Origin of the sequence: Lunatimonas sp. (assembly GCF_020832325.1) — a bacterium.
Taxonomy (GTDB): Bacteria; Bacteroidota; Bacteroidia; order Cytophagales; family Cyclobacteriaceae; genus Lunatimonas.
In genome coordinates, this window is record NZ_JAFIEU010000043.1 from 104033 (window position 1) to 124022 (window position 19990).

Annotated in this window: 10 protein-coding genes and 1 tRNA gene; 4 read left to right on the forward strand and 7 right to left on the reverse strand. The window is 46.3% G+C overall.

What is annotated here, in order from left to right; all coding sequences use genetic code 11:
- The first annotated feature begins 78 nt into the window (after positions 1-78).
- Entirely contained in the window at positions 79-1131 is a 1053-nt protein-coding gene (locus tag JJU34_RS15880) for an endonuclease/exonuclease/phosphatase family protein (protein ID WP_228693387.1), read from the forward strand.
- 320 nt (positions 1132-1451) lie between these two features.
- Positions 1452-3191 carry a M1 family metallopeptidase gene (locus tag JJU34_RS15885; RefSeq protein WP_228693432.1) on the forward strand — a complete coding sequence of 580 codons (1740 nt, stop codon included), beginning with the start codon at positions 1452-1454 and terminating at the stop codon, positions 3189-3191.
- A 91-nt stretch (positions 3192-3282) separates the two neighbouring features.
- Here the strand turns inward: JJU34_RS15885 and JJU34_RS15890 are convergent, their stop codons facing one another.
- The 6 genes from JJU34_RS15890 to JJU34_RS15915 form a co-directional block, all read right to left on the reverse strand.
- Positions 3283-4653, reverse strand: coding sequence for a HAMP domain-containing sensor histidine kinase (locus JJU34_RS15890; RefSeq protein ID WP_228693388.1), 1371 nt, complete (start codon positions 4651-4653; stop codon positions 3283-3285).
- Positions 4643-5365, reverse strand: a complete 723-nt coding sequence (locus tag JJU34_RS15895; protein WP_228693389.1) for a response regulator transcription factor — start codon at positions 5363-5365, stop codon at positions 4643-4645. Before JJU34_RS15895 ends, JJU34_RS15890 begins: the two co-directional genes overlap by 11 nt.
- 163 nt (positions 5366-5528) lie before the next feature.
- Positions 5529-8930 carry an efflux RND transporter permease subunit gene (locus JJU34_RS15900; RefSeq protein ID WP_228693390.1) on the reverse strand — a complete coding sequence of 1134 codons (3402 nt, stop codon included), beginning with the start codon at positions 8928-8930 and terminating at the stop codon, positions 5529-5531.
- 9 nt (positions 8931-8939) lie between these two features.
- The gene (locus JJU34_RS15905; protein ID WP_228693391.1) at positions 8940-10073 is read right to left on the reverse strand and encodes an efflux RND transporter periplasmic adaptor subunit; all 1134 of its coding nucleotides are present in this window, start codon (positions 10071-10073) and stop codon (positions 8940-8942) included.
- Positions 10074-10205: 132 nt separating this feature from the next.
- Positions 10206-11603 carry a TolC family protein gene (locus JJU34_RS15910; protein ID WP_228693392.1) on the reverse strand — a complete coding sequence of 466 codons (1398 nt, stop codon included), beginning with the start codon at positions 11601-11603 and terminating at the stop codon, positions 10206-10208.
- Positions 11604-11608: 5 nt separating this feature from the next.
- Positions 11609-12274, reverse strand: a complete 666-nt coding sequence (locus JJU34_RS15915; RefSeq protein WP_366512721.1) for a TetR/AcrR family transcriptional regulator — start codon at positions 12272-12274, stop codon at positions 11609-11611.
- Between the two features lie 384 nt (positions 12275-12658).
- Between JJU34_RS15915 and purL the strand changes: the two genes are divergently transcribed.
- Positions 12659-16339: a phosphoribosylformylglycinamidine synthase gene (purL, locus tag JJU34_RS15920; protein WP_301005389.1), complete on the forward strand. Its 3681-nt coding sequence runs from the start codon at positions 12659-12661 to the stop codon at positions 16337-16339.
- Between the two features lie 146 nt (positions 16340-16485).
- Here the strand turns inward: purL and JJU34_RS15925 are convergent, their stop codons facing one another.
- Complete coding sequence (locus tag JJU34_RS15925) at positions 16486-19233, reverse strand: outer membrane beta-barrel protein (protein ID WP_228693394.1); 2748 nt, start codon at positions 19231-19233, stop codon at positions 16486-16488.
- Between the two features lie 347 nt (positions 19234-19580).
- Between JJU34_RS15925 and JJU34_RS15930 the strand changes: the two genes are divergently transcribed.
- Positions 19581-19653: transfer RNA gene (locus JJU34_RS15930), tRNA-Gln, on the forward strand.
- Positions 19654-19990 lie beyond the last annotated feature (337 nt).

The following is a 19990-nucleotide window of genomic DNA, read 5'->3' on the forward strand; positions in this document are numbered from 1 at the left end:
TCAAACTTCCTTCATTGTATTTTAAAATACTAGGGCTATGTTTGTAATAGAAAGAGGAGATTTATTTCGAGCAAGCGCATGAGGGCCATTGTACTGTTATTCTTTTTGATGTCGTTGTTACTGTTTTTCAGCGTGTATATCTCGCCGGAAATTTTTTCCTACACCGGCCTACTCCCTCTGCTGATTCCGGTCTTCATGATTTTGAATCTCTTTTTGGTAGTACTCTTTCTATTCGGCAGAACCCGGTTGATCATATATCCGCTGATTGTGTTGGCTGTGGGGTGGAAGTTCTTTCCAATTACCTTCCAATGGAACCAACCCGCCACACCTAATGAGGGGATAATGATTCTTAGTTTTAATGCCATGTTCTTCAATCAGTCCTGGAGTCCAAAAAGTAAGGAATCTATTTCTAATTCCATCGAATGGGCCAGAAACTTCCCCGCTGACATTAAATGTTTTCAGGAATTTCAACAAGATTTTTCCACCCCGTCCCGAAATGCACTTAAATTAATCAGCAAAGACGGGGAATACCAGTACAAATACCATTCTTTTGGCGGAAGCAATAAAAGATCCCAAGGCTTGGCCATTTTTAGTAAATACCCGATTGTCAATGACGGAATGGTTTTCGACAACCGCACAAACAACGGCTCAATCTTTGTCGACGTGAAAATTGACAAGGATACCATTCGGATCTATAACACTCATCTAGAATCCATGAACATCCCCGCTGAAGAACTTGCTGAATTAGAAGGAATAAAAAAGAACTACCGAGAAACCATCCGAAAACTCAAAAACGGTATTGTAATGCGCGCCCGTCAGGTCGAACTGTTAATGGAACATATTGCCAACTCTCCCCACCCGGTAATATTAGCCGGAGACTTTAACGACGTACCCTACAGCTACACCTATTTTACCGTTCGGTCTTCACTCCAAAATGCGTTTGAGGCCGCCGGCAGAGGGTTTGGATTCACTTATAATAAAGTGCTTTTCTTTTTACGTATAGACCATATTTTTACCGATCATGGGTTCAACGTACATCAATTCAAGACCCACCGGGAGGTGGACTATTCGGACCACTACCCCATTTCTGCGAAAATATCCTGGAAATCCCCGATCCAACCCATGGAATAGATACGATGGCACAAACGGCAAATGCGGAGAAGATAATCACCCAATCGGGGTTTTGTTCCAAAAAAAGGAGGGTTGTAGCAAGTTATGACCAAAAAAAATATAAACAGATGAAATCGAGCATGTCGTAGCCGTCACACACTGGGATGCCCCGATAGTTATCGGGGAAACCATGCGAGATTCCATGTGACCATTGAAAAATCAATTATAGACACATGAAACACACAATTACCACAGTACTTGCATTACTTTGCTTTGTGATCATACTCCCGCAGGGCCTGTATGCCCAAGCAGACAGGTGGCAGCAGTCCGTAAGCTATCAAATGGATGTAGACATGGATGTGGCCACCAACCGGTATGTCGGGAAACAAACCATCGCCTATACCAACAATTCCCCGGACACACTCGATCGGTTTTTCTTCCACCTATATTACAATGCTTTTCAGCCAAATAGTATGATGGATGTGAGATCCAGGTCCATCGCTGACCCGGACCGAAGGGTGCAAGATAGGATTTATAAGCTAAAGCCCGATGAGATCGGGTACATTCACATTCAGTCACTTAAAATGAATGGACAGGACGTGCCATTTGAGGAGGTAGAGACGATCTTGGAGGCAGACCTACCCCAAGTGATCCTTCCTCACACCACCGTTTTGTTTGAAACCACCTTCGAGGGCCAAGTACCTTTGCAAGTGCGGAGAGCAGGCAGGGACAGCCAGGAAGGGGTACGCTACTCCATGGCACAATGGTACCCAAAAATTGCCAACTACGACTACCAGGGATGGCACGCAAATCCGTATGTAGGCCGCGAGTTTTATGGGATCTGGGGTGATTTTGATGTCAAAATACGCATTGACAAAACCTACACCCTGGGTGGAACCGGATACCTGCAAAACGCCAACGAAATTGGACATGGGTACGAAGATGCTGGTGTGAAGGTACCGGAACCTACCGGAGACAAACTTACCTGGCATTTTTACGCTCCCCGGGTCCATGATTTCATGTGGGCTGCAGACCCTAAATATACCCACGATAGGATTGAAATGGACAATGGCATCACCGTACACCACCTATATATCAAAAACTCACAGACTGCTACAAACTGGGAAAAACTGAAAACTTATACCCCGGCGGCCATCGAATTCATGAACAAACACTTTGGCCACTACCCGTACAAACAGTTTTCCGTCATTCAGGGCGGCGACGGTGGCATGGAGTATCCGATGTCAACCCTGATCACAGGCCAACGCCCATTGGGCAGTTTGGTGGGAGTGATGGTGCACGAACTAATCCACAGTTGGTTTCACGGCGTATTGGGTAATAATGAAAGCCTTTACCCATGGATGGACGAAGGCTTCACTACGTATGCCGGTGATCTGGTGATGGCCCATCTATTCGCAGAGGAGCCATCCGACTTTCCGCATAGAGGCTCCTATGCCAGCTACGAACGCCTAGCCACATCCGGTCTGGAAGAACCCATGTCTACCCACGCTGACCACTACCACACCAATACAGCCTACGGAGCCGCGTCTTACTCCAAAGGAGCGCTTTTTCTTTCCCAACTGGGCTATATCATGGGAGAAGATCACTTGGCAAAAGGCATGCTCAGATACTGGGACACTTGGCAGTTTAAGCATCCCAACGCCAACGATGTCATCCGTGTAATGGAAAAGCAAAGTGGCTTGGAGTTGGATTGGTTCAAAGAGTACTGGGTCAACTCCACCAAGACAATCGACTATGCCATTCAGGATGTGACCGCGGAGGGTACCAAAACCAATATTCAGTTGACCAGGATCGGGCTGATGCCCATGCCTATCGACTTGGTGATCACGTACAAGGATGGAAAAAAGGAGATGGTGTACTTACCACTGGCTATTCAACGTGGTGAAAAACCCAACGAAGCCAATGCTCCAGCACGGATACTGACCGAAAGATGGCCTTGGACCCATACGGAAAAGTCCATACAGATTGATCGCCCTCTCTCGACGATTCAATCTATTGAGATTGATCCTTCGCTTCGAATGGCGGATATAAACCGCGACAACAACCGAATGGAGCCCTAAATCCCAAGACCAGGAAGGCACAGTCCTTCCTGGTCTAAATTTACCAAAGTCCTGTAGACCTGAGAGGTTTGCTCAAAACTACCCCTTTTGACTAGTCACGGTGTGGAAACGTAAGGGTAAAAACAGAACCGGTTCCTTTTTGGGAAACTACATCGATGGTGCCCTGATGTAGCTGTACGATTTTTTTCGTAAGGGACAGGCCAATGCCATTACCCTCCACCACAAATTGGTTCTCTCCCCGAAAAAAGGGATCAAAAATCCTTGCCACATCTGCTTCCGAAATGCCTACGCCAGCATCTTTAAATCGTATACAGATCTCCCGTTCATCAAAACCCAAACTGACCTCCACCGATTTGTCGGGAGAAAACTTGCAGGAATTTTCCATCAGATTGATAAAAGCCACTTTGAGCAGGTACTCGTTTCCGACCAAGGAGACGTCCTGATCGTCTTCGTAATCCTCATCAATCCGGAGGTGCACGTTGTATGCTGCATTCAGGCGACGGACCTCAATGCTGGCGTCCAGAAGCACCTCATCCAACCGAATATTTTTGAAGGAAATCTCCGCCGGGTCATAGCTTGCTTTGGCAAAATCAAACAGGGTGTTGGAAAGCTTCACAAGTTTGGCTGCATCTGACCTGACTAACGAAATAATCCGAAGGTACTCCGCCGTGGAGCGTTGTTTCTCCATGGCCAGGTCCAACTCGGCTATCATTGCAGCCAGCGGTGTGCGGAGTTCGTGAGAAATACTGGAAACAAAATTCTTTTGAGATTCAAAGGAAGTCTCCAAACGATCGAGCATCTCATTGAAAGTATTGGCCAAATGGCTCAGTTCGTCCTTCTCTGTAGACTCATACAGGCGCAGACCCAAGTTGGATGCTGAAATCCGATTGACGTTACCGATCATCTCCTTCACCGGGCTAAGCGCTTTCGCTGAAAAATACCTACCCAAAAAATAGATTCCTAATATCGAAAGGAAGAAAACCCATACACTGCTTCGAAGCTGATTGGACAGCTTATTAAAGCCATACCCATCAAACGCCGCAGCCGTGATGCCATACTTCTCACCACCTACTTGAAACACAATACCTACTACCTGCCAATCGTCCTGATAAAACCGGATGATTCCATTCTTAAAGATACTGGCCAGCATCTCGGGGGTTTCTTTCACAAAATCGATATCGACAGCGTCGTGGTATAGCAAAGATGAATGGACATCGTATATCGCAACCTCGACTTCGTTTAAAATCTCCCTATTGCTTCTGTAAATGTCCTGAAGAGTCGTCGCATCCACTTTGGCGTTAAAAAAAAGATTCGCCTTGGTAAGCGCCTCCTTTTCCAACAGATCGTAAAACTCCTTTTCCCTGCTTTTCTTGGAATGAATGTATAGCACACCAGCAAAAATAAACAGTACCGCTGCAGATAGAAGGGTAAATAATATCGATAGCTTGGATCTAATGGTCATTTTCAAGTGGCGGTTTATCTACGAATCCCTTCCCATATCCCTCCATTAGGATGAACCCCATTCCAGATTTCGTATGGATCAATTTTGAATCAAAATCCTTCTCAATTTTTTTCCGAAGATAGTTGATATAGACATCGATGAAGTTTGTCCCCGTATCAAAATGGGTATCCCAAACGTTTTCAGCAATCTCGGCTCTTGAAATCACCCGTTCAGGATGTTGCATGAGGTAGGCCAATAGTTTGAATTCTTTTGGGGTTAGTCTGATTTCCCGCGATTGCCGCACCAATACCTTGGTGTCTAAATTCATTTGAAGATCTGCATAGGTCAATACACTGCCAGGCGCAGGATCTTGGCTCTTTCTTTTTAGCAAAGCCCGGATACGAACAATAAGCTCCCGCATTTCAAAAGGCTTCACGAGATAATCATCTGCTCCGGCATCAAACCCCTCTACCTTGTCATCTGTAGTCCCCAAGGCCGTCAGCATGATCACCGGCAAATTGGGATAGACCTGACGGATTTCCCTACATAGGTCGATCCCGTTGATCTTTGGAAGGATAATATCCATGACAACCAGGTCGTAGTCTTTTTGTCCGATCAATTTTCGCGCAAAAAATCCATCGTATGCGACATCCGCTACATACCCTTTTTCCTCCAATCCTCGTTTTATCAAATCGGAAACCCGCGCGTCATCTTCGACAATCAATAGTTTCATTCTTGGGCTATTCAATTAAATTTATTTCCGAAAGGAAATCCATTCAGTAAAGTTCTTCAATAAATTAACAACCTGCTATAAAAATCCAACATACGTAAAAAACCCCAAGGACAATATCCTTGGGGTTTGAACACTTAAAAAACCACCAACCTTTAATAAAATCTTATTTTAGCCGTCTGAAGGCCATGCTAACTTTGTCTGTCAGCAAGTACATCACCGGTACTATTACTAACGTTAAAAAGGTAGCAAAGGTTAGACCAAAAATTACTGTCCAAGCCATGGGGCCCCAAAAATCTGCGTTGTCTCCTCCTGTATAGAATTGTGGGTCAAACGAAGACATCAGGGTACTGAAGTTAATATTCATTCCCAGCGCAAGGGGGATCAATCCCAACACCGTGGTGATCGCAGTAAGTAACACAGGCCGCAATCTCGTCTTTCCTCCCTGTATGATACTGCCCAACAGGTCCTCATAGGGAAGGAACTCTCCTTCTTGAATACCCAGCTCTTCCCGTTTCCGTTCTCTGACCAAATTGGTATAATCAATTAGTACGATGGCATTGTTCACCACTACTCCTGCGAGAGAGATGATCCCGATCCCTGTCATGATGATCACAAAATCCATGTTAAAGGCAACTAGGCCCAAAAACACGCCAATTGTACTGAATACAACTGAACCCATGATAATAAACGGACTGGCAATGGAATTAAATTGTGCCACGATGATCAGGAAAATAACAGAAATCGCTATTAGTAACGCCCTGGTAAGAAACTCCGCAGACTTGGCCTGCTCCTCTTGTTCTCCGGTAAATCGAACCGTTATGCCATCTGGAACCTCCACGTTATTGAACAAGGCCTGAATGCGCTGATTGATCTCCGTTGCATTGTAGCCATCGGTCACGTTCGAAGACAGGGTGATCACCCGGTTTAGGTCCTTTCGCTTGACGGATCCAAACGTGGAGCTATATTCCAAATCCGCAACGGCTGAAATCGGAATCTCCTTCAGGTTACCAAATTTATCCCGAAAGTTAATCTTCTTGTTTATCAGTGCTGCTACGTCATAGCGATGCTCGTCTGCAAGCCGCAACTGGATGGGATAGTCGTCCTCTCCTTCTTTGTATTTGGAGACCTCCAGACCGAACAAGGCTGTACGCAGCTCTGTGGCAATCGTATTTGTAGACAATCCGAATCGTCGTGCATTCTCTCGGTTGATATTTACAATCAACTCCGGATTGCCCGATTCCAGATCAGACTTCAACTCTTCAATACCTTCAATATTTGCTTCGTTGATAATGGTACGGGCATCGGTCACAAACTCAACCAGATTCTCAAATACCTCTCCGCTAATTTCAATGTTAATTGGCTTGCCTACCGGAGGTCCCGCAGCCTGCTTGCCAACGGTAATTTGAACGCCCGGAAACCCCTCTGCTAGATCCCTGATTTCATCCATGATCCGGTTCGTATTGATTCCCTCCCGGAATTGATACTCTACGAAAGCCAGGGTTACCTTTGCTTTGTGAGGCGTAGCTGCACCACTTGGTCCTTCCATCGCATCACCGGTACCCTCCCCTATCTGGGTGATCACCGACTCGATGATGTGCCCGTAAGGAGCAAGGACCTGCGAAAGCTGATGCTCAAAATCCTTGACCAATGAATTGGTGGATTCGATATCCGTCCCGATGGGTTTCTCCAAATAAATGTTCACCAGTGCCGGTTGGTTATCCGGAAAGAAAAGGACCTGAGGAGCTCTTACACCCAATAAAAAGATGGAAAACACCAACAGCAGAACGGTGCCTCCAAAAAAGAGGAAGGGGTTTTTGCCTTTCAGTGCCACGACCAACGTCTTCTCATAGAAATTCTCCAATGCAGCGAGAAATACGTTTTGAAACCAAACGATTGCCCTTCGCATGAGAAATACGTTTACCAAGGTCAGCAAAGCAATCAACACGAGAGAATTGGCCAGAATCATGTAGCCAGGGAAATACAGCAGTACCCCCAATAGTGCCGAAATAGCAGCAAAAGTAACCTGCTTTTTCTTTGGCTTATCCTTGGTCAGATCCTGCACCTTCATGTACATAGCCGTGAGAACCGGATTGATCACCAGTGCCACAAACAGGGACGAGGATAGCACCACAATCAAGGTAATGGGTAAATACTTCATGAACTCGCCCACAATATCATCCCAAAATGCCAATGGCAGAAAGGCCGCCAAAGTAGTCGCTGTAGAGGTAATAATCGGCCACGCCACTTCTCCCACTCCTTCCTTCGCTGCCTGAATCGATGACTTGCCTTCCTGCATCAAGCGGTAAATATTCTCCACCACTACGATGCCATTGTCTACCAGCATTCCCAACGCCAAAATAAGCGAAAACAACACCATCAAATTCAGTGTGATTCCAAATGCATTCAACACCAAAAAGGAAATGAACATAGATAGCGGAATGGCGATGCCCACAAACAGTGCATTCCGAAATCCCAAGAAAAACATGAGAACCAACACCACAAAGATAACTCCCAAGATGATGCTGTTTTCCAGATCTTTCACCTGGGCGCGGGTCGTTTTGGATTGATCGTTGGTGATAGATATCTCCAAATCATCTGGAAAACGCTGAGCTTTTGCCTTGTCTATGATCTTCTTGATTTCATCTGAAGCATCCAACAGGTTTTCGCCACTTCGCTTGACCACATTCACCGTCACTACCGGCAGTTGCTTGCTGCGTGCATAGCTTTCCCGTTCCTTGAAGGTATCCCGTACAACGGCAACGTCACGAACGTAGACTATCTTACTCTCCTCGGTTTTGACGATCACATCCTCTATCTCTCGGGCTGCAGCAAATTCTCCCGTAATTCGTAGTGACCTCCGAAAGTCCCCTGAAAGCAAATTTCCTCCGGAGATGGTGATGTTCTCAGCCCTTACGGCATCTGATATATCCGAGAAGGTAACGCCCATCGCCTCCATCTTAAAGATATCGGCATCGATGCGGATTTCTCGTTCCACGGTTCCACGCAGTTCAGCCTTGGATACTTGCGGCAATTTCTCAATTTCATCCTCTAGAAATTCTCCAAATTTCTTCAGCTCAACTTCCGAGTAATCACCGGATATATTGATGTTCATGATCGGGAAATCCGACGTATTTATTTCTAACACATCCGGATCGCGATCCAAGTCGGTCGGCAGCTCACTTTTCGACTTATCTACTGCGTCCTTGACATCCTGTAACGCCTTGGAGATATCCACATTAGGATTAAACTCAACCACAATCGACGAAAAATCCTGCACGGAGGTGGAGCGAATGTCCTTGATATTGTTGATTGACTTCAGCTCTTTTTCAATCGGTCTGGTAATCAAATTCTCCATATCCACGGGTGAATTCCCCGGATAAGCTGTACCTACATACACAGTCGGTATCACCACCTCCGGAAAGCTTTCCTTTGGCATGGTAGTATAAGCCATTATGCCCAAAAATGCGATGATAAACGTCAAGATCACCACCGATGTTCGGTTACTGACAGCCAAGGTAGACAGGCCAAACTCCCTTGTCACCTCTTTCTTATTTCTCTGCTCCATAATGTAATCTTAAGTGGTAGCAATTTTTACGGGCGTGTTGTTTCCAACTTCTCGGAATCCCTTGTCTACAAGCTGCTCATTCCCCTCCAATCCTTCGAGCACCTCTGTCTGATCACCTTGGGTCATTCCTCGTTTCAAGTAGCGTTTCACAGCATTGCCCTGCTCCACTACAAAAACGTAATCACCATTGTTATCCTGCAAGATCAGGTAGCTGGGTACCACTACTGCATCGTCTCGGTGATAATCATTGATCCGGAGTACAGAGATCATGTTTGGCTTCACCAACGGCATGGATGGAAGAAATACCTCTACTTTAAAGGTTCGGTTATTGGGATTGATGACCGCACCCACCGCACTTACCTTGGTTTCCAATCGCCGATCAATGGACGGGAAAATAACCTCGACAGAATCTCCTCGCTGCAAAACCCCGACGTATTTTTCAGAAACATCTCCCTCGATAAATAAATCACTCTCGCCTACAAAGTTTAGCATAGGAGACCCTGGCTGCACCAGCTCACCTAATCTAACCATGACACTTTCCACGGTTCCGTCAAAGGGAGCCCGAACCACCGTCCGATCTTTTTGAGTTTGTAGGGAAGCCAGAGACTTCTCTAGGTTTTCCTTTCGGTTTTTAACCTCCAGGAACTGAATCTCCGTTCCAATTTGCTGATCCCAAAGCCTCTTCTGGCGTTCGTACAGTACTTCTGCCAACTCCAACTGGCTACGAAGTTCATCGATGTTTCGGTCCACAGATTCCGCATCAATTCGGGCCAATACCTGCCCTCTCTTCACTTGCATTCCTTCAACGGCAGATACCTCCTGAATGCGACCAGCGACTTCTGCACTGATATTCACATTTTTCTTGGAAAGAACCGAACCGGTAACTTCGACAAAGTGAGAGAAGTATCCCCTCCGTGGAGTCACGGTAGTTATCAGCACCTCCTTACGCTGGGACCTGCCATACGTAGGGTCCAAAGCAGCAATTTCAGCTACCAATGCATCCATCTTGACCTTTAACTCCGCTGCCTCTTTTTGGTAGCGCTCCAGTTCCGATTTTTTCTCTGACAGCTCGTCGCCCTTCTTTTCACAGGCAATGGAAATGGTCAGAAGACCGACTAGTAAAAATAAATGATAGGTTTTCATCTTTTAATAATTGTCTTTGTTTGGTGGTATGCCTGCCTATCGGCAGGTTATGGACTTTGCAGTGAAAGGTACGCCTTCAGCGATGGAAGACTGAATCCTGCTCTATCCTATGGTTTGGTTTGTGATTTGCGGTTACTTTAAAATACCCAATGATTTTTCAACCTCTACCTGAGCGATCAGCGCATCGTACAAAGCCGAATAATAATTGGTTTCGGCCTCCTTCAGTGCTGCGTCGGCTTCGACCAACTCAAAGTTAGACCCTACTCCCTCCTGATATTTGATCTTGGTCATGTTAAATACTTCGCTGGCAAGCTCTCTGTTTTCACGCTGTACCTCTAGAGCCTTGATGGCGTTCTTTAAATTTTGCTTGGATTGAAGCGCCTCTATTTTGATGCTTTGCTCTGTATTGAACTTCAGGTTTTCCAACTGTCTGATCTGAACCCTATTCTGTTGGATTGCATAACTTTTACGAAGTCCGTCAAACACCGGAATGCTTACCCTAAGCCCGGCAAAGGAGGAAGAAAACCAGCGATCCGCTTGGTACACATTTCGAAAATTCTGCGCACCTGTAACCCGCTGAAAGGTCCCAAAAGCCGTCACGTTGGGAATGTACTGTACTTGGTTGTTTTTCAGGTCCAACGTGGCCAGCTCGATGTTTTTCTCCAGTTGGTTGATTTCTACCCGATTGGATATCTCACCCTCCAACAGCGAAAAGACCGCCCCATCTTCCAAAGCCAGGTTATCCAGCGACTCTTCCAAAAACACTTCGTATTCGAAGGGAACCCCAAGCTGCAATTTCAACAGTTGCTTACTGACCTCAATAGCGGAAATCAACCTGTCAAACTCCGTAGACACATTGTTGTACTGTACCTTAATCCGGGATATGTCCAATTTCTCAGCAAATCCGGCCTCGTACATCGCAGTGGTCTCGTCCATCAGCTGCTTTAGCCGCTTCATATTACTTTCTATCAAACCCTTCCGCTCTTCGTTTACCAACACGGTATAGTAGGCCTTTTTGACGTTTTCAACCACATCTATCTCTGCCTTTTCCTTGTCAAAATCCGTCAACTGCTTGAGGGTTCTCGCGGCCTTCAATCCGACAAAGTAGGACCCGTTGAAAATCATCTGCTCCACCGTGGAAGTCAAACTCGACTGGTAATTCACCGCAAACGGAATAACCGTTACATCCGACGGCTGCTCGCTAGGTGGCGGCCCATTTGGATCACCTTCTCCGCCGCCCCCCAGGAAATCACCCGCCTCTGCCGGCAAAATGATCAATGGTGGCTGAAGGTTCTTGGTAAATTCCAACGTACTGTTTATTTGTGGTAATCCTTGAGCCCGCTGCTCGCCAATAATTCCTTTCGAAATCAGCACTTCCAATTGGGCATTCTTGGCCTCCACGTTGTTTTCCAATGCGTAGCGGATACTCTCTTCCAGCGTAAGACGAATCGTCTCCTGCGCAAAAAGACTGCCCGGTATATACCAAAGCAGCATGCCTAGAAATAAAATTAAGGGTCGTTTGTGTATCATGTTTGTTAAAGCTGATGGTTCATCTGTTCTTGATAGGCTACTCTTCCTTTTTCGGTAAATATCCCATATAGGAAATGTTCAAACATCTGTAGTTGGATTTCGCCCAAGTTTACTTTCACAGGATTAAATCTGGACGGGTCCAGCAATAAAGATATCTGTTCCAGGCGCATCAGTGCCAATAACCGGGAGTTGATTTCGGGCCTGAAATACCCCAGCGCTTTCCCTCTTTCCATCAAATCCTCTAAATTCCGGATGGCATATTCTTCCTTGAACTGCTCAAAAAGGGCCCAACTCTCTGGGTAATACCTTTTGATCTCATTCAACACCATCGGGTGCATATCCGTAAACCGCTCTCGTAGAAACCTCGAAAACTCAATAAGGTGCTCGATAACACCATCTGCATCCACCTCCATATCTTTGAGTTTGCAGGCATTTTTTTCCAGTTCCCGAAAAAAAGTCTCATAAACCAGTTCTTTCTTATCTTTGAATTCCTGGTATATGGTCTTCTTTGAAATTCCGGCCTCTCTGGCTATCCGATCCATCGTAACCGATTTGATCCCGGCGGCTGAAAACTCCCGAATCGCCACTGCGATTATCTTATCTCTTGTTTCCAATTCGTTTCGTCTCGTAAATATCAGACCAAAAACTCTGGAAACCCACGGAAGGTTCAAAGTTTCCGTAGTTTTTTACAGAATATTTGCTTTTTGAACTATCGAATCAGGCCCATTTTACCACTATTTATTCTAAAATTGAACAAATATCCACATTTTATATCTACAAAAGTTCAGCCTCACCATTTATCTGATCTATTTTTCTGAGTCTGAAAAAAATATCCTGTAAGTTGTTTTGCTGACGGTCCCTGCACCTAAATCAGCTACGGAAACCTTTTTTTAGTTGTTCGAAATCGAACATAAATGAATCACACTGACACAAAAATGAACAGAGATCGCAAACGCTTTGTGGCTCTTTCAAATAGTTAGAAATTCACATACCGTATTTTCCACCCTTTTCTTACCTTTGTGGCTCAAAAATCTCGCTATTCAATCCATTCAGCTATGATTATCTTTTTCCAATCCACAGAAAAAACCTTTTACGCGCTACATACAGCCCAAGATTTCACGCCCGAGGAAACAGAGCGGTTGACCTGGCTGTTTGGCAATGCCAAGCGACTTGCACAAAAAGCGATTGAGGGGATTTTTGTTGGTCCACGAAAGGAAATGATCACTCCATGGTCCACCAACGCCGTGGAAATTACCGCCAATATGGGATTGAGAGGCATTAGCCGCATCGAACAATTTGAGCGGGTGGATACCGAACAATCCTTTGACCCGATGCTACAGGCTCGCTACAAAGGATTGGACCAGGATATTTTTTCCATTGCCATCCAGCCGGAACCAGTCATCCACATAGAGAATATTGCAACGTACAATGAGGCGGAGGGATTGGCTCTCAGCGCAGAAGAAATAGCCTATCTTGAGGAAGTAAGCAAGCAGCTTGGTCGACCGCTGACAGATAGCGAGGTATTTGGCTTTAGCCAGGTTAATTCCGAACATTGCCGTCATAAGATCTTCAATGGCACCTTCCGCATAAACGGAGAAGACAAAGCAGAGACCCTGTTTCAGCTGATCAAGAAGACCTCAAAGAAAAATCCAAACCGCATTGTATCCGCCTACAAAGACAACGTGGCCTTTGTAAAGGGACCCCAAGCCGTGCAATTTGCTCCCAAAACGCAGGATAAGGCCGACTTTTTTGAAACAACTCCCATTGACACCGTCATTTCACTCAAAGCCGAAACGCACAATTTCCCCACTACCGTAGAGCCCTTTAACGGGGCAGCCACCGGGACAGGCGGGGAAATCAGGGATAGACTAGCGGGGGGCACCGCTTCTATTCCTTTGGCGGGCACGGCTGTATACATGACCGCCTACGCCCGCTCGGAGGAAAACCGCTCTTGGGAAAAAAACCTTCAACCCAGAAAATGGCTCTACCAGAGTCCTGAAGAAATCCTGATCAAAGCTTCCAATGGTGCCAGCGACTTTGGCAACAAGTTCGGACAACCGCTCATCTGCGGAAGTGTGCTCACCTTTGAACACGCCGAAAACAACCAACACTACGGCTTTGATAAGGTGATCATGCTGGCCGGGGGGGTGGGATTCACCCGGGCACCCTATAGTCTCAAGCACACGCCCGCTAAGGGAGATCAGATCGTGGTAATGGGAGGAGACAACTACCGGATCGGAATGGGCGGTAGTGCCGTATCCTCGGTAAATACCGGTCAATTCAGTAACGCCATCGAACTCAATGCCGTGCAACGTTCAAATCCCGAAATGCAAAAAAGGGTAGCGAATGTCATCCGGGCCATGGCAGAAAGCGACAAAAATCCTGTAATATCCATCCACGACCATGGTGCGGGTGGACACCTCAACTGCCTGTCTGAACTGGTAGAGGAAACCGGCGGAACAATATTCATAGACCAACTCCCTGTGGGAGATCCTACGCTGTCGGCTAAAGAGATCATTGGCAATGAATCCCAGGAACGCATGGGCCTGGTGATCAGGAAGGAAGATGCTGAAACATTGCAGCGGATCGCGGACCGGGAGCGGGCTCCTTTTTACCAAGTAGGTGAAACCACCGGAGACATGCGTTTCACGTTCGAAAACAGAAAGACTGGAGAAAAACCGGTTGACTGGGAGCTTTCCCATATGTTTGGGTCATCCCCTAAGACCATTCTGGAAGACGAAACCCATAGCAGCAATTTTGCACCCCTGCAATACGACTCTACAAAATGGCTTGCATATCTCCACGAAGTACTGCAATTGGAGGCAGTGGCCTGTAAAGATTGGTTGACCAATAAGGTGGACCGCTCGGTGACGGGCAGAGTGGCCAAACAGCAGACCACCGGACCCATACAACTGCCGTTGAACAACGTTGCGGTAATGGCATTGGACTTCAGCAGCAACCGTGGCATTGCCACTTCTATTGGCCACGCTCCTGTAGCCGCATTGGCCGACCCCGCAAAGGGTTCCCGGCTCGCGATTGCCGAGGCCTTGACCAACCTGGTTTGGGCTCCTGTGGAAGATGGATTGCAGGGTGTTTCGCTGAGTGCAAACTGGATGTGGCCCGCCAAAAACACCGGAGAAAACGACCGCCTATACCGGGCGGTGGAGGCAGTTAGTGATTTTGCGATAGCCTTGGGCATCAATATTCCAACGGGTAAAGACTCACTGTCTATGACCCAGAAATACCCCAACGGCCAAACGGTTTTTTCACCAGGTACCGTTATTATTTCCACCGTGGGCGAATGTTCGGACATTCAACGCGTAGTAACGCCTGATTTGAAGGATCGGCCAAACACAGAAATTATCTGGATAGACTTTTCGGCAGAAGAACTGCAACTGGGCGGCAGTAGCCTAGCCCAGGTATTGAACCAATTAGGTCAAACCGTGCCGGACGTGGCAGATGCTGCCTATTTCAAAAAAGCGTTTACTGAGATTCAGACACTTATCTTGGAAAATAACATCCTGGCAGGACACGACATTTCCTCGGGCGGTCTGATCACCGCCCTCTTAGAAATGTGCTTCCCCACGCTTGACTTGGGCATTGACGTGGATCTTTCTTCCTTCCCCGCCGACCTGGTAAAGGTACTGTTTTCCGAAAATCCGGGTGTGCTGATCCAAGTAGACGCAAACCTCGCGCTGACAGACAGGCTAACCCAATCCGGACTAACAGCCCGAACGATCGGAAAGGTAAACAAAGCGGGTGTCCTACGGCTCGAATCGGCAAAGGAAACCCTGTCCATTTCAGAACTTCGTAGTATATGGTTTACTTCCTCCTACCTATTGGACCGAAAGCAAAGCGGTCCCACCCTAGCCAAAGAGCGTTTTGAGAATTTTGCCCAGCAGGAACTGTATTATTCCATTGCACCGGCTTGGAGTGGTACATATGACAGCCTGGGGATTAGCCCAAACCGTCAAGGTGCGAGTGGCATCAAGGCAGCCATCATTCGCGAAAAAGGTGTAAACGGAGATCGGGAGATGGCTTATGCGCTGTGGCTAGCTGGATTTGATGTGAAGGATATCCACATGACCGATTTAATAGCTGGGAGGGAAAACCTTGAAGACGTCCACATGATTGTGTTTGTGGGAGGATTCTCCAATTCGGATGTACTCGGTTCTGCAAAGGGCTGGGCAGGCGCATTCCTCTACAACGAAAAAGCCAAGCAGGCGCTCGACAATTTCTATGCCCGAAAGAACACGCTCAGTTTAGGAGTCTGTAACGGGTGCCAGCTAATGGTGGAATTGGGATTGATCTACCCGGAAGCCACCAACGCAGCCAAAATGCTGCACAATACAAGCCACAAATTTGAATCTTCCTTTGTCAATGTGACGGTTCCGGAAAATAAGTCGGTGATGTTTGGATCCCTATCAGGCCAACGCCTAGGGGTATGGGTAGCACACGGTGAAGGAAAGTTTCACTTACCCCAACCGAAAGACTCCTACCACTTTGCCTTACAGTACAGCTATTCAGCATACCCCGGAAATCCGAACGGTTCCGATCATGCTACAGCTGGTATTGTCTCTGAAGATGGCAGACACCTCGCAATCATGCCCCATATAGAGCGCTCCCTGTTTACATGGAACTGGCCGTACACCGGCGAGCAGCTCCAGGGCAAGCTGCTTACGCCCTGGATAGAGGCATTTATCAACGCTAAAAACTGGGTAAAAGATCATCCATAAAAAAAAGAAAAAACCTGGTCAACCGACGGCCAGGTTTTTTCTTTTTCCAACTCCCTTCCTGCATTTCTAAATCTGCCATAAGTAGTGTCTATGGCGACAGGTTTTCTGCTTTCTCCCGACCTTGGGTCTCGATTCCCAAACTGAATTTACATGTTCATATTATACCCTCCAAACCTCCGAAGGTTATAAGTCAGCGTAAGCATAAAATACTGACGCAACACCTGGGTTCTTACATCTTCGATAAACACGTCGGTCACATTTCGGTCTATGCTGGTGTTTTGATTCAATAAGTCAAACACGGTCAGCTTGATTTCCGTCTTTCTACTGGGTGGAATGCGAAATCCAACCTCCAAATTTGCCAGTAAGATCGATTGATCGAAATCCTCTCCCAGGCCAGAATAAACCAAGTGATTGGCACTGCCTCCTATGAATACGCCACCTACAAAGTTCCAAAAGAGATCCGCCCGGGTATTGTGTGTGTAAAAATTGTTGTCCAAATCCGGCTGGAGACTACTTCTTACCATGGTATAGTTACCGGTAGTGGATAGATTGAAATCTACCCGTTCGTTGATATTGCTACTTAGATTGATCCCTTGGGATAAACCGGTATTGCGGTTGAAGTTCTTGGTTCCATTGATGATTCCGGGACGATTGTTTGTCCGGATACCTGAATTGAGGCTAATATTGCTCTTCATAAATCGAAGCGGAAAGCCATAACTCATGTATCCCCTGTAAAACCAATAGTTATCCAAATTAACCGGACGGCTGAATTGCCCGCCCTGGGGAAGCAGCACCTCGCCTTGGAGTAGCGTGTCTCTATTTGCTACAAAGGTCTCGTTACCGATGAAGTCATTTCGGAAGTTACCATACAGGAATACCATGAAGGAGCGGTTGGTCTCCGGGTTGATCCGACGGAAACGGATGAACATGCGGTGACTAAACTCTTGGTCAAGGTCTGGATTACCGTTCGATACCTGAAGGGGGTTGGCGTTGCTGATTACATCCTGAAGCTGGCGGATGGTCGGTGCGGTTGTCTGGGTATTGTAGTCGATCCGGAGGCTGCTTAGTTCGCCTACTTGGTAATTTACCACTACCCGAGGAAGAAAGTTGGTAAACTCACGCTGTGTGTTTTCAAAACCGGGAAAGAGGCGGTCACTATCTATTTTTGCAGACTGCAAATTAAAATTGGAATATATAGATACCTTCTCCGACCTAAAACTGTACCCTAAGCCTGCCCATTGCGTCATGTAGCTATTTTCAAACATATTGGTGAGCGCGCTATCTAAGCGTATGATTCCGCTTTCCTGTTCCTGGGCAGTCACCTGCTGATCGGTATCGGAGAGGTTGTTTGAAATCCGGTAATTGAACCTTAGATTAGACTTTTCACTAAGAGGTTCGAAGTAGTTTAGGCTGGCGCTGTAGTAGGTACTGTTGTAAGTATTATTCCGAAACTGTATCAGGCTATCCAGGTTGTTGTTTAGGAAGTTTTCATTCACCGCGATCAAATCCGAGTTGCTCTTGCTGTCGTACGTACTCGTGTAGACACTCGCTGAAAGTGCCCTACCCTTTTTGGCAAACCGATATCGGTAGATAAAGGAATTGCCAAAATTCATGGACTCTCGGTTATTCAACGTGATATTGTCGTTACGGCTGATCGGATTATCCCGGTCAAATAGGTTTACCGCATCCCGAATATTGGAGGAATTGCTCTTATCGTATCCGAATCTTGGACGCAAGATGATGGCATGCTTTTCATTGATCTTATAGTCGATGCGGAAATTCATCCGGTGGCTTTGGGTGGTGGTTTGGTTGAACCGAGTTTCGTTATAAAGCTGTAAGCTATCATTTGGCAGGATGTATTCCCTGGAGGAATTTCTATTCAAAACGTTTTCCCGATTGTTAAACAAGTAACTACCCGTTACCTTCATCTTCTCATCCAAGTACTCATCGGAAAAGTTTGCTCCTAGTGCATTGGTATTGGTGATTCCGGGAAGATTGCCCACCGTCAGTTCATTTCCCCCTCCCCGGCGACTGTCGTCGCTTTCCAGGTTACCCAAATCATCTGCACCAAAGTTTTGCTGGTTAATGTTATTGCTTAACCCGAGGATGGACAGCCTTCTCGGGCCGTTGAAGAAATTCATATTGCCGCCGGCCAGATAGTTTCCGTCTGTTCCATAGCCTCCATAAAATTTTCCAAAGCGGCCTGCACGCCTATCGGGTTTGGTGATGATGTTGATGGTTTTGACGGTTTCTCCGTCATCCACCCCAGTGAGCTGGGACTCATCACTGCGTCGGTCCAGAAACTCCACCCGCTCGATTACCTCTGCGGGTAGATTCTTCAGGGCTGCGGCTGGGTTGTCTCCAAAGAATGGACGGCCGTCCACCAAAATTTCCTTTACATCTTCCCCTTGTACTTGAATCACCCCGTTTTGGATGACGACGCCCGGCATTTTTCGGACAAGCTCATCGGCATCCGCTTCAGGCCGTGTTTTAAAGGCGGCCGCATTAAAGGCTACGGTATCGCCGCGTACTTCGCCTCCCAGGGCATCAGCGGATATTTCAAAAGCCTCCATTTCCTGCCCGTCACTTTCTATTTCAAAGGTGCCAAGCTGACTTCCAGAGGGAGCCTTCATCTTCTGCCTGAGAGTCTTGTAGCCGATAAAAGATATTTCGACGACAAACTCGCTTTCCTTGGGCTTTTTGATGCTAAAGGTACCGTCAAAATCCGTGAATGTGGAGCTTAGAGTTTCGTCCGTATCCGTTTTCAAAAAAACATATGCGCCAAAAAGCTCCTCCTTCGTTTGCTTATCCAACACCTTGCCTGTAAAAACGTCTTGACCAAGGACCTGCAACGACGACAACACCACTAAAAGAAGAAAGGAGAACTTGCGCATGGAAAGAATTTTTTGCAATAAATAGCTTAATTTTTTCGCAAGTTGGAAATATGCGAACGCCTTACCTATGTAATTTATGTTAGAGTCCTTTTGAGGTGTTTTATGGTTATATGACGGGTTGCAGGTGGTAGATGATAAAAATCGCATTTTGGGCAAAAAACACTGAAAGAAGGTGTTTGCCCAAATAATTGACTGACAATTACAGATTTACAACCCCATTTCAAAACAAATAAACCCAAGAAACTCACCGTTGGGAAAAATATTCAGCAAATTGAAGCAAAATGAATTTGCATTAAAAAAAAAGACATCCTACATTTGTGACACCTTAGCAAAAAGGGATACAAAATTGACCGATGGTGTAACTGGCAACACGTCTGATTTTGGTTCAGAAGAGTCTAGGTTCGAGCCCTAGTCGGTCAACATTTAAGGAGTAAACGGTGAAAGGGCGTCAAAAACGCCCTTTTTTTGTTTTAAAGGTTAGTGCATAATTAGAAGCCCCTAACATTTCAAAAAAAGCCCTGTCGCATATACCAAAGCTACGACTTTTTTGTTATGATAAATTTTTTAATACTAAGTCCCATGTATCGACAAATAAATTGGTGTTTTCAGTATTTTTTGTATCTTTAAAATTACATACACTTCTTGGGTTGAAGTGTGAGAATTAATTGATGTTCAGGTCCCTTTCTTCCTTCGGAAAAAGGGACTTGTTCGTTAAAAGGTAATTACTATCTGTGGATATCTGCCCAAAACGTCCTGA

What these genes read in the sequence shown, in the direction of transcription:
- JJU34_RS15880 (WP_228693387.1), top strand. Translation starts at nt 79, where the DNA reads ATGAGGGCCATTGTACTGTTATTCTTTTTGATGTCGTTGTTACTGTTT.
- JJU34_RS15885 (WP_228693432.1), top strand. Translation starts at nt 1,452, where the DNA reads ATGGATGTAGACATGGATGTGGCCACCAACCGGTATGTCGGGAAACAA.
- JJU34_RS15890 (WP_228693388.1), bottom strand. Translation starts at nt 4,653, where the DNA reads ATGACCATTAGATCCAAGCTATCGATATTATTTACCCTTCTATCTGCA.
- JJU34_RS15895 (WP_228693389.1), bottom strand. Translation starts at nt 5,365, where the DNA reads ATGAAACTATTGATTGTCGAAGATGACGCGCGGGTTTCCGATTTGATA.
- JJU34_RS15900 (WP_228693390.1), bottom strand. Translation starts at nt 8,930, where the DNA reads ATGGAGCAGAGAAATAAGAAAGAGGTGACAAGGGAGTTTGGCCTGTCT.
- JJU34_RS15905 (WP_228693391.1), bottom strand. Translation starts at nt 10,073, where the DNA reads ATGAAAACCTATCATTTATTTTTACTAGTCGGTCTTCTGACCATTTCC.
- JJU34_RS15910 (WP_228693392.1), bottom strand. Translation starts at nt 11,603, where the DNA reads ATGATACACAAACGACCCTTAATTTTATTTCTAGGCATGCTGCTTTGG.
- purL (WP_301005389.1), top strand. Translation starts at nt 12,659, where the DNA reads ATGATTATCTTTTTCCAATCCACAGAAAAAACCTTTTACGCGCTACAT.
- JJU34_RS15925 (WP_228693394.1), bottom strand. Translation starts at nt 19,233, where the DNA reads ATGCGCAAGTTCTCCTTTCTTCTTTTAGTGGTGTTGTCGTCGTTGCAG.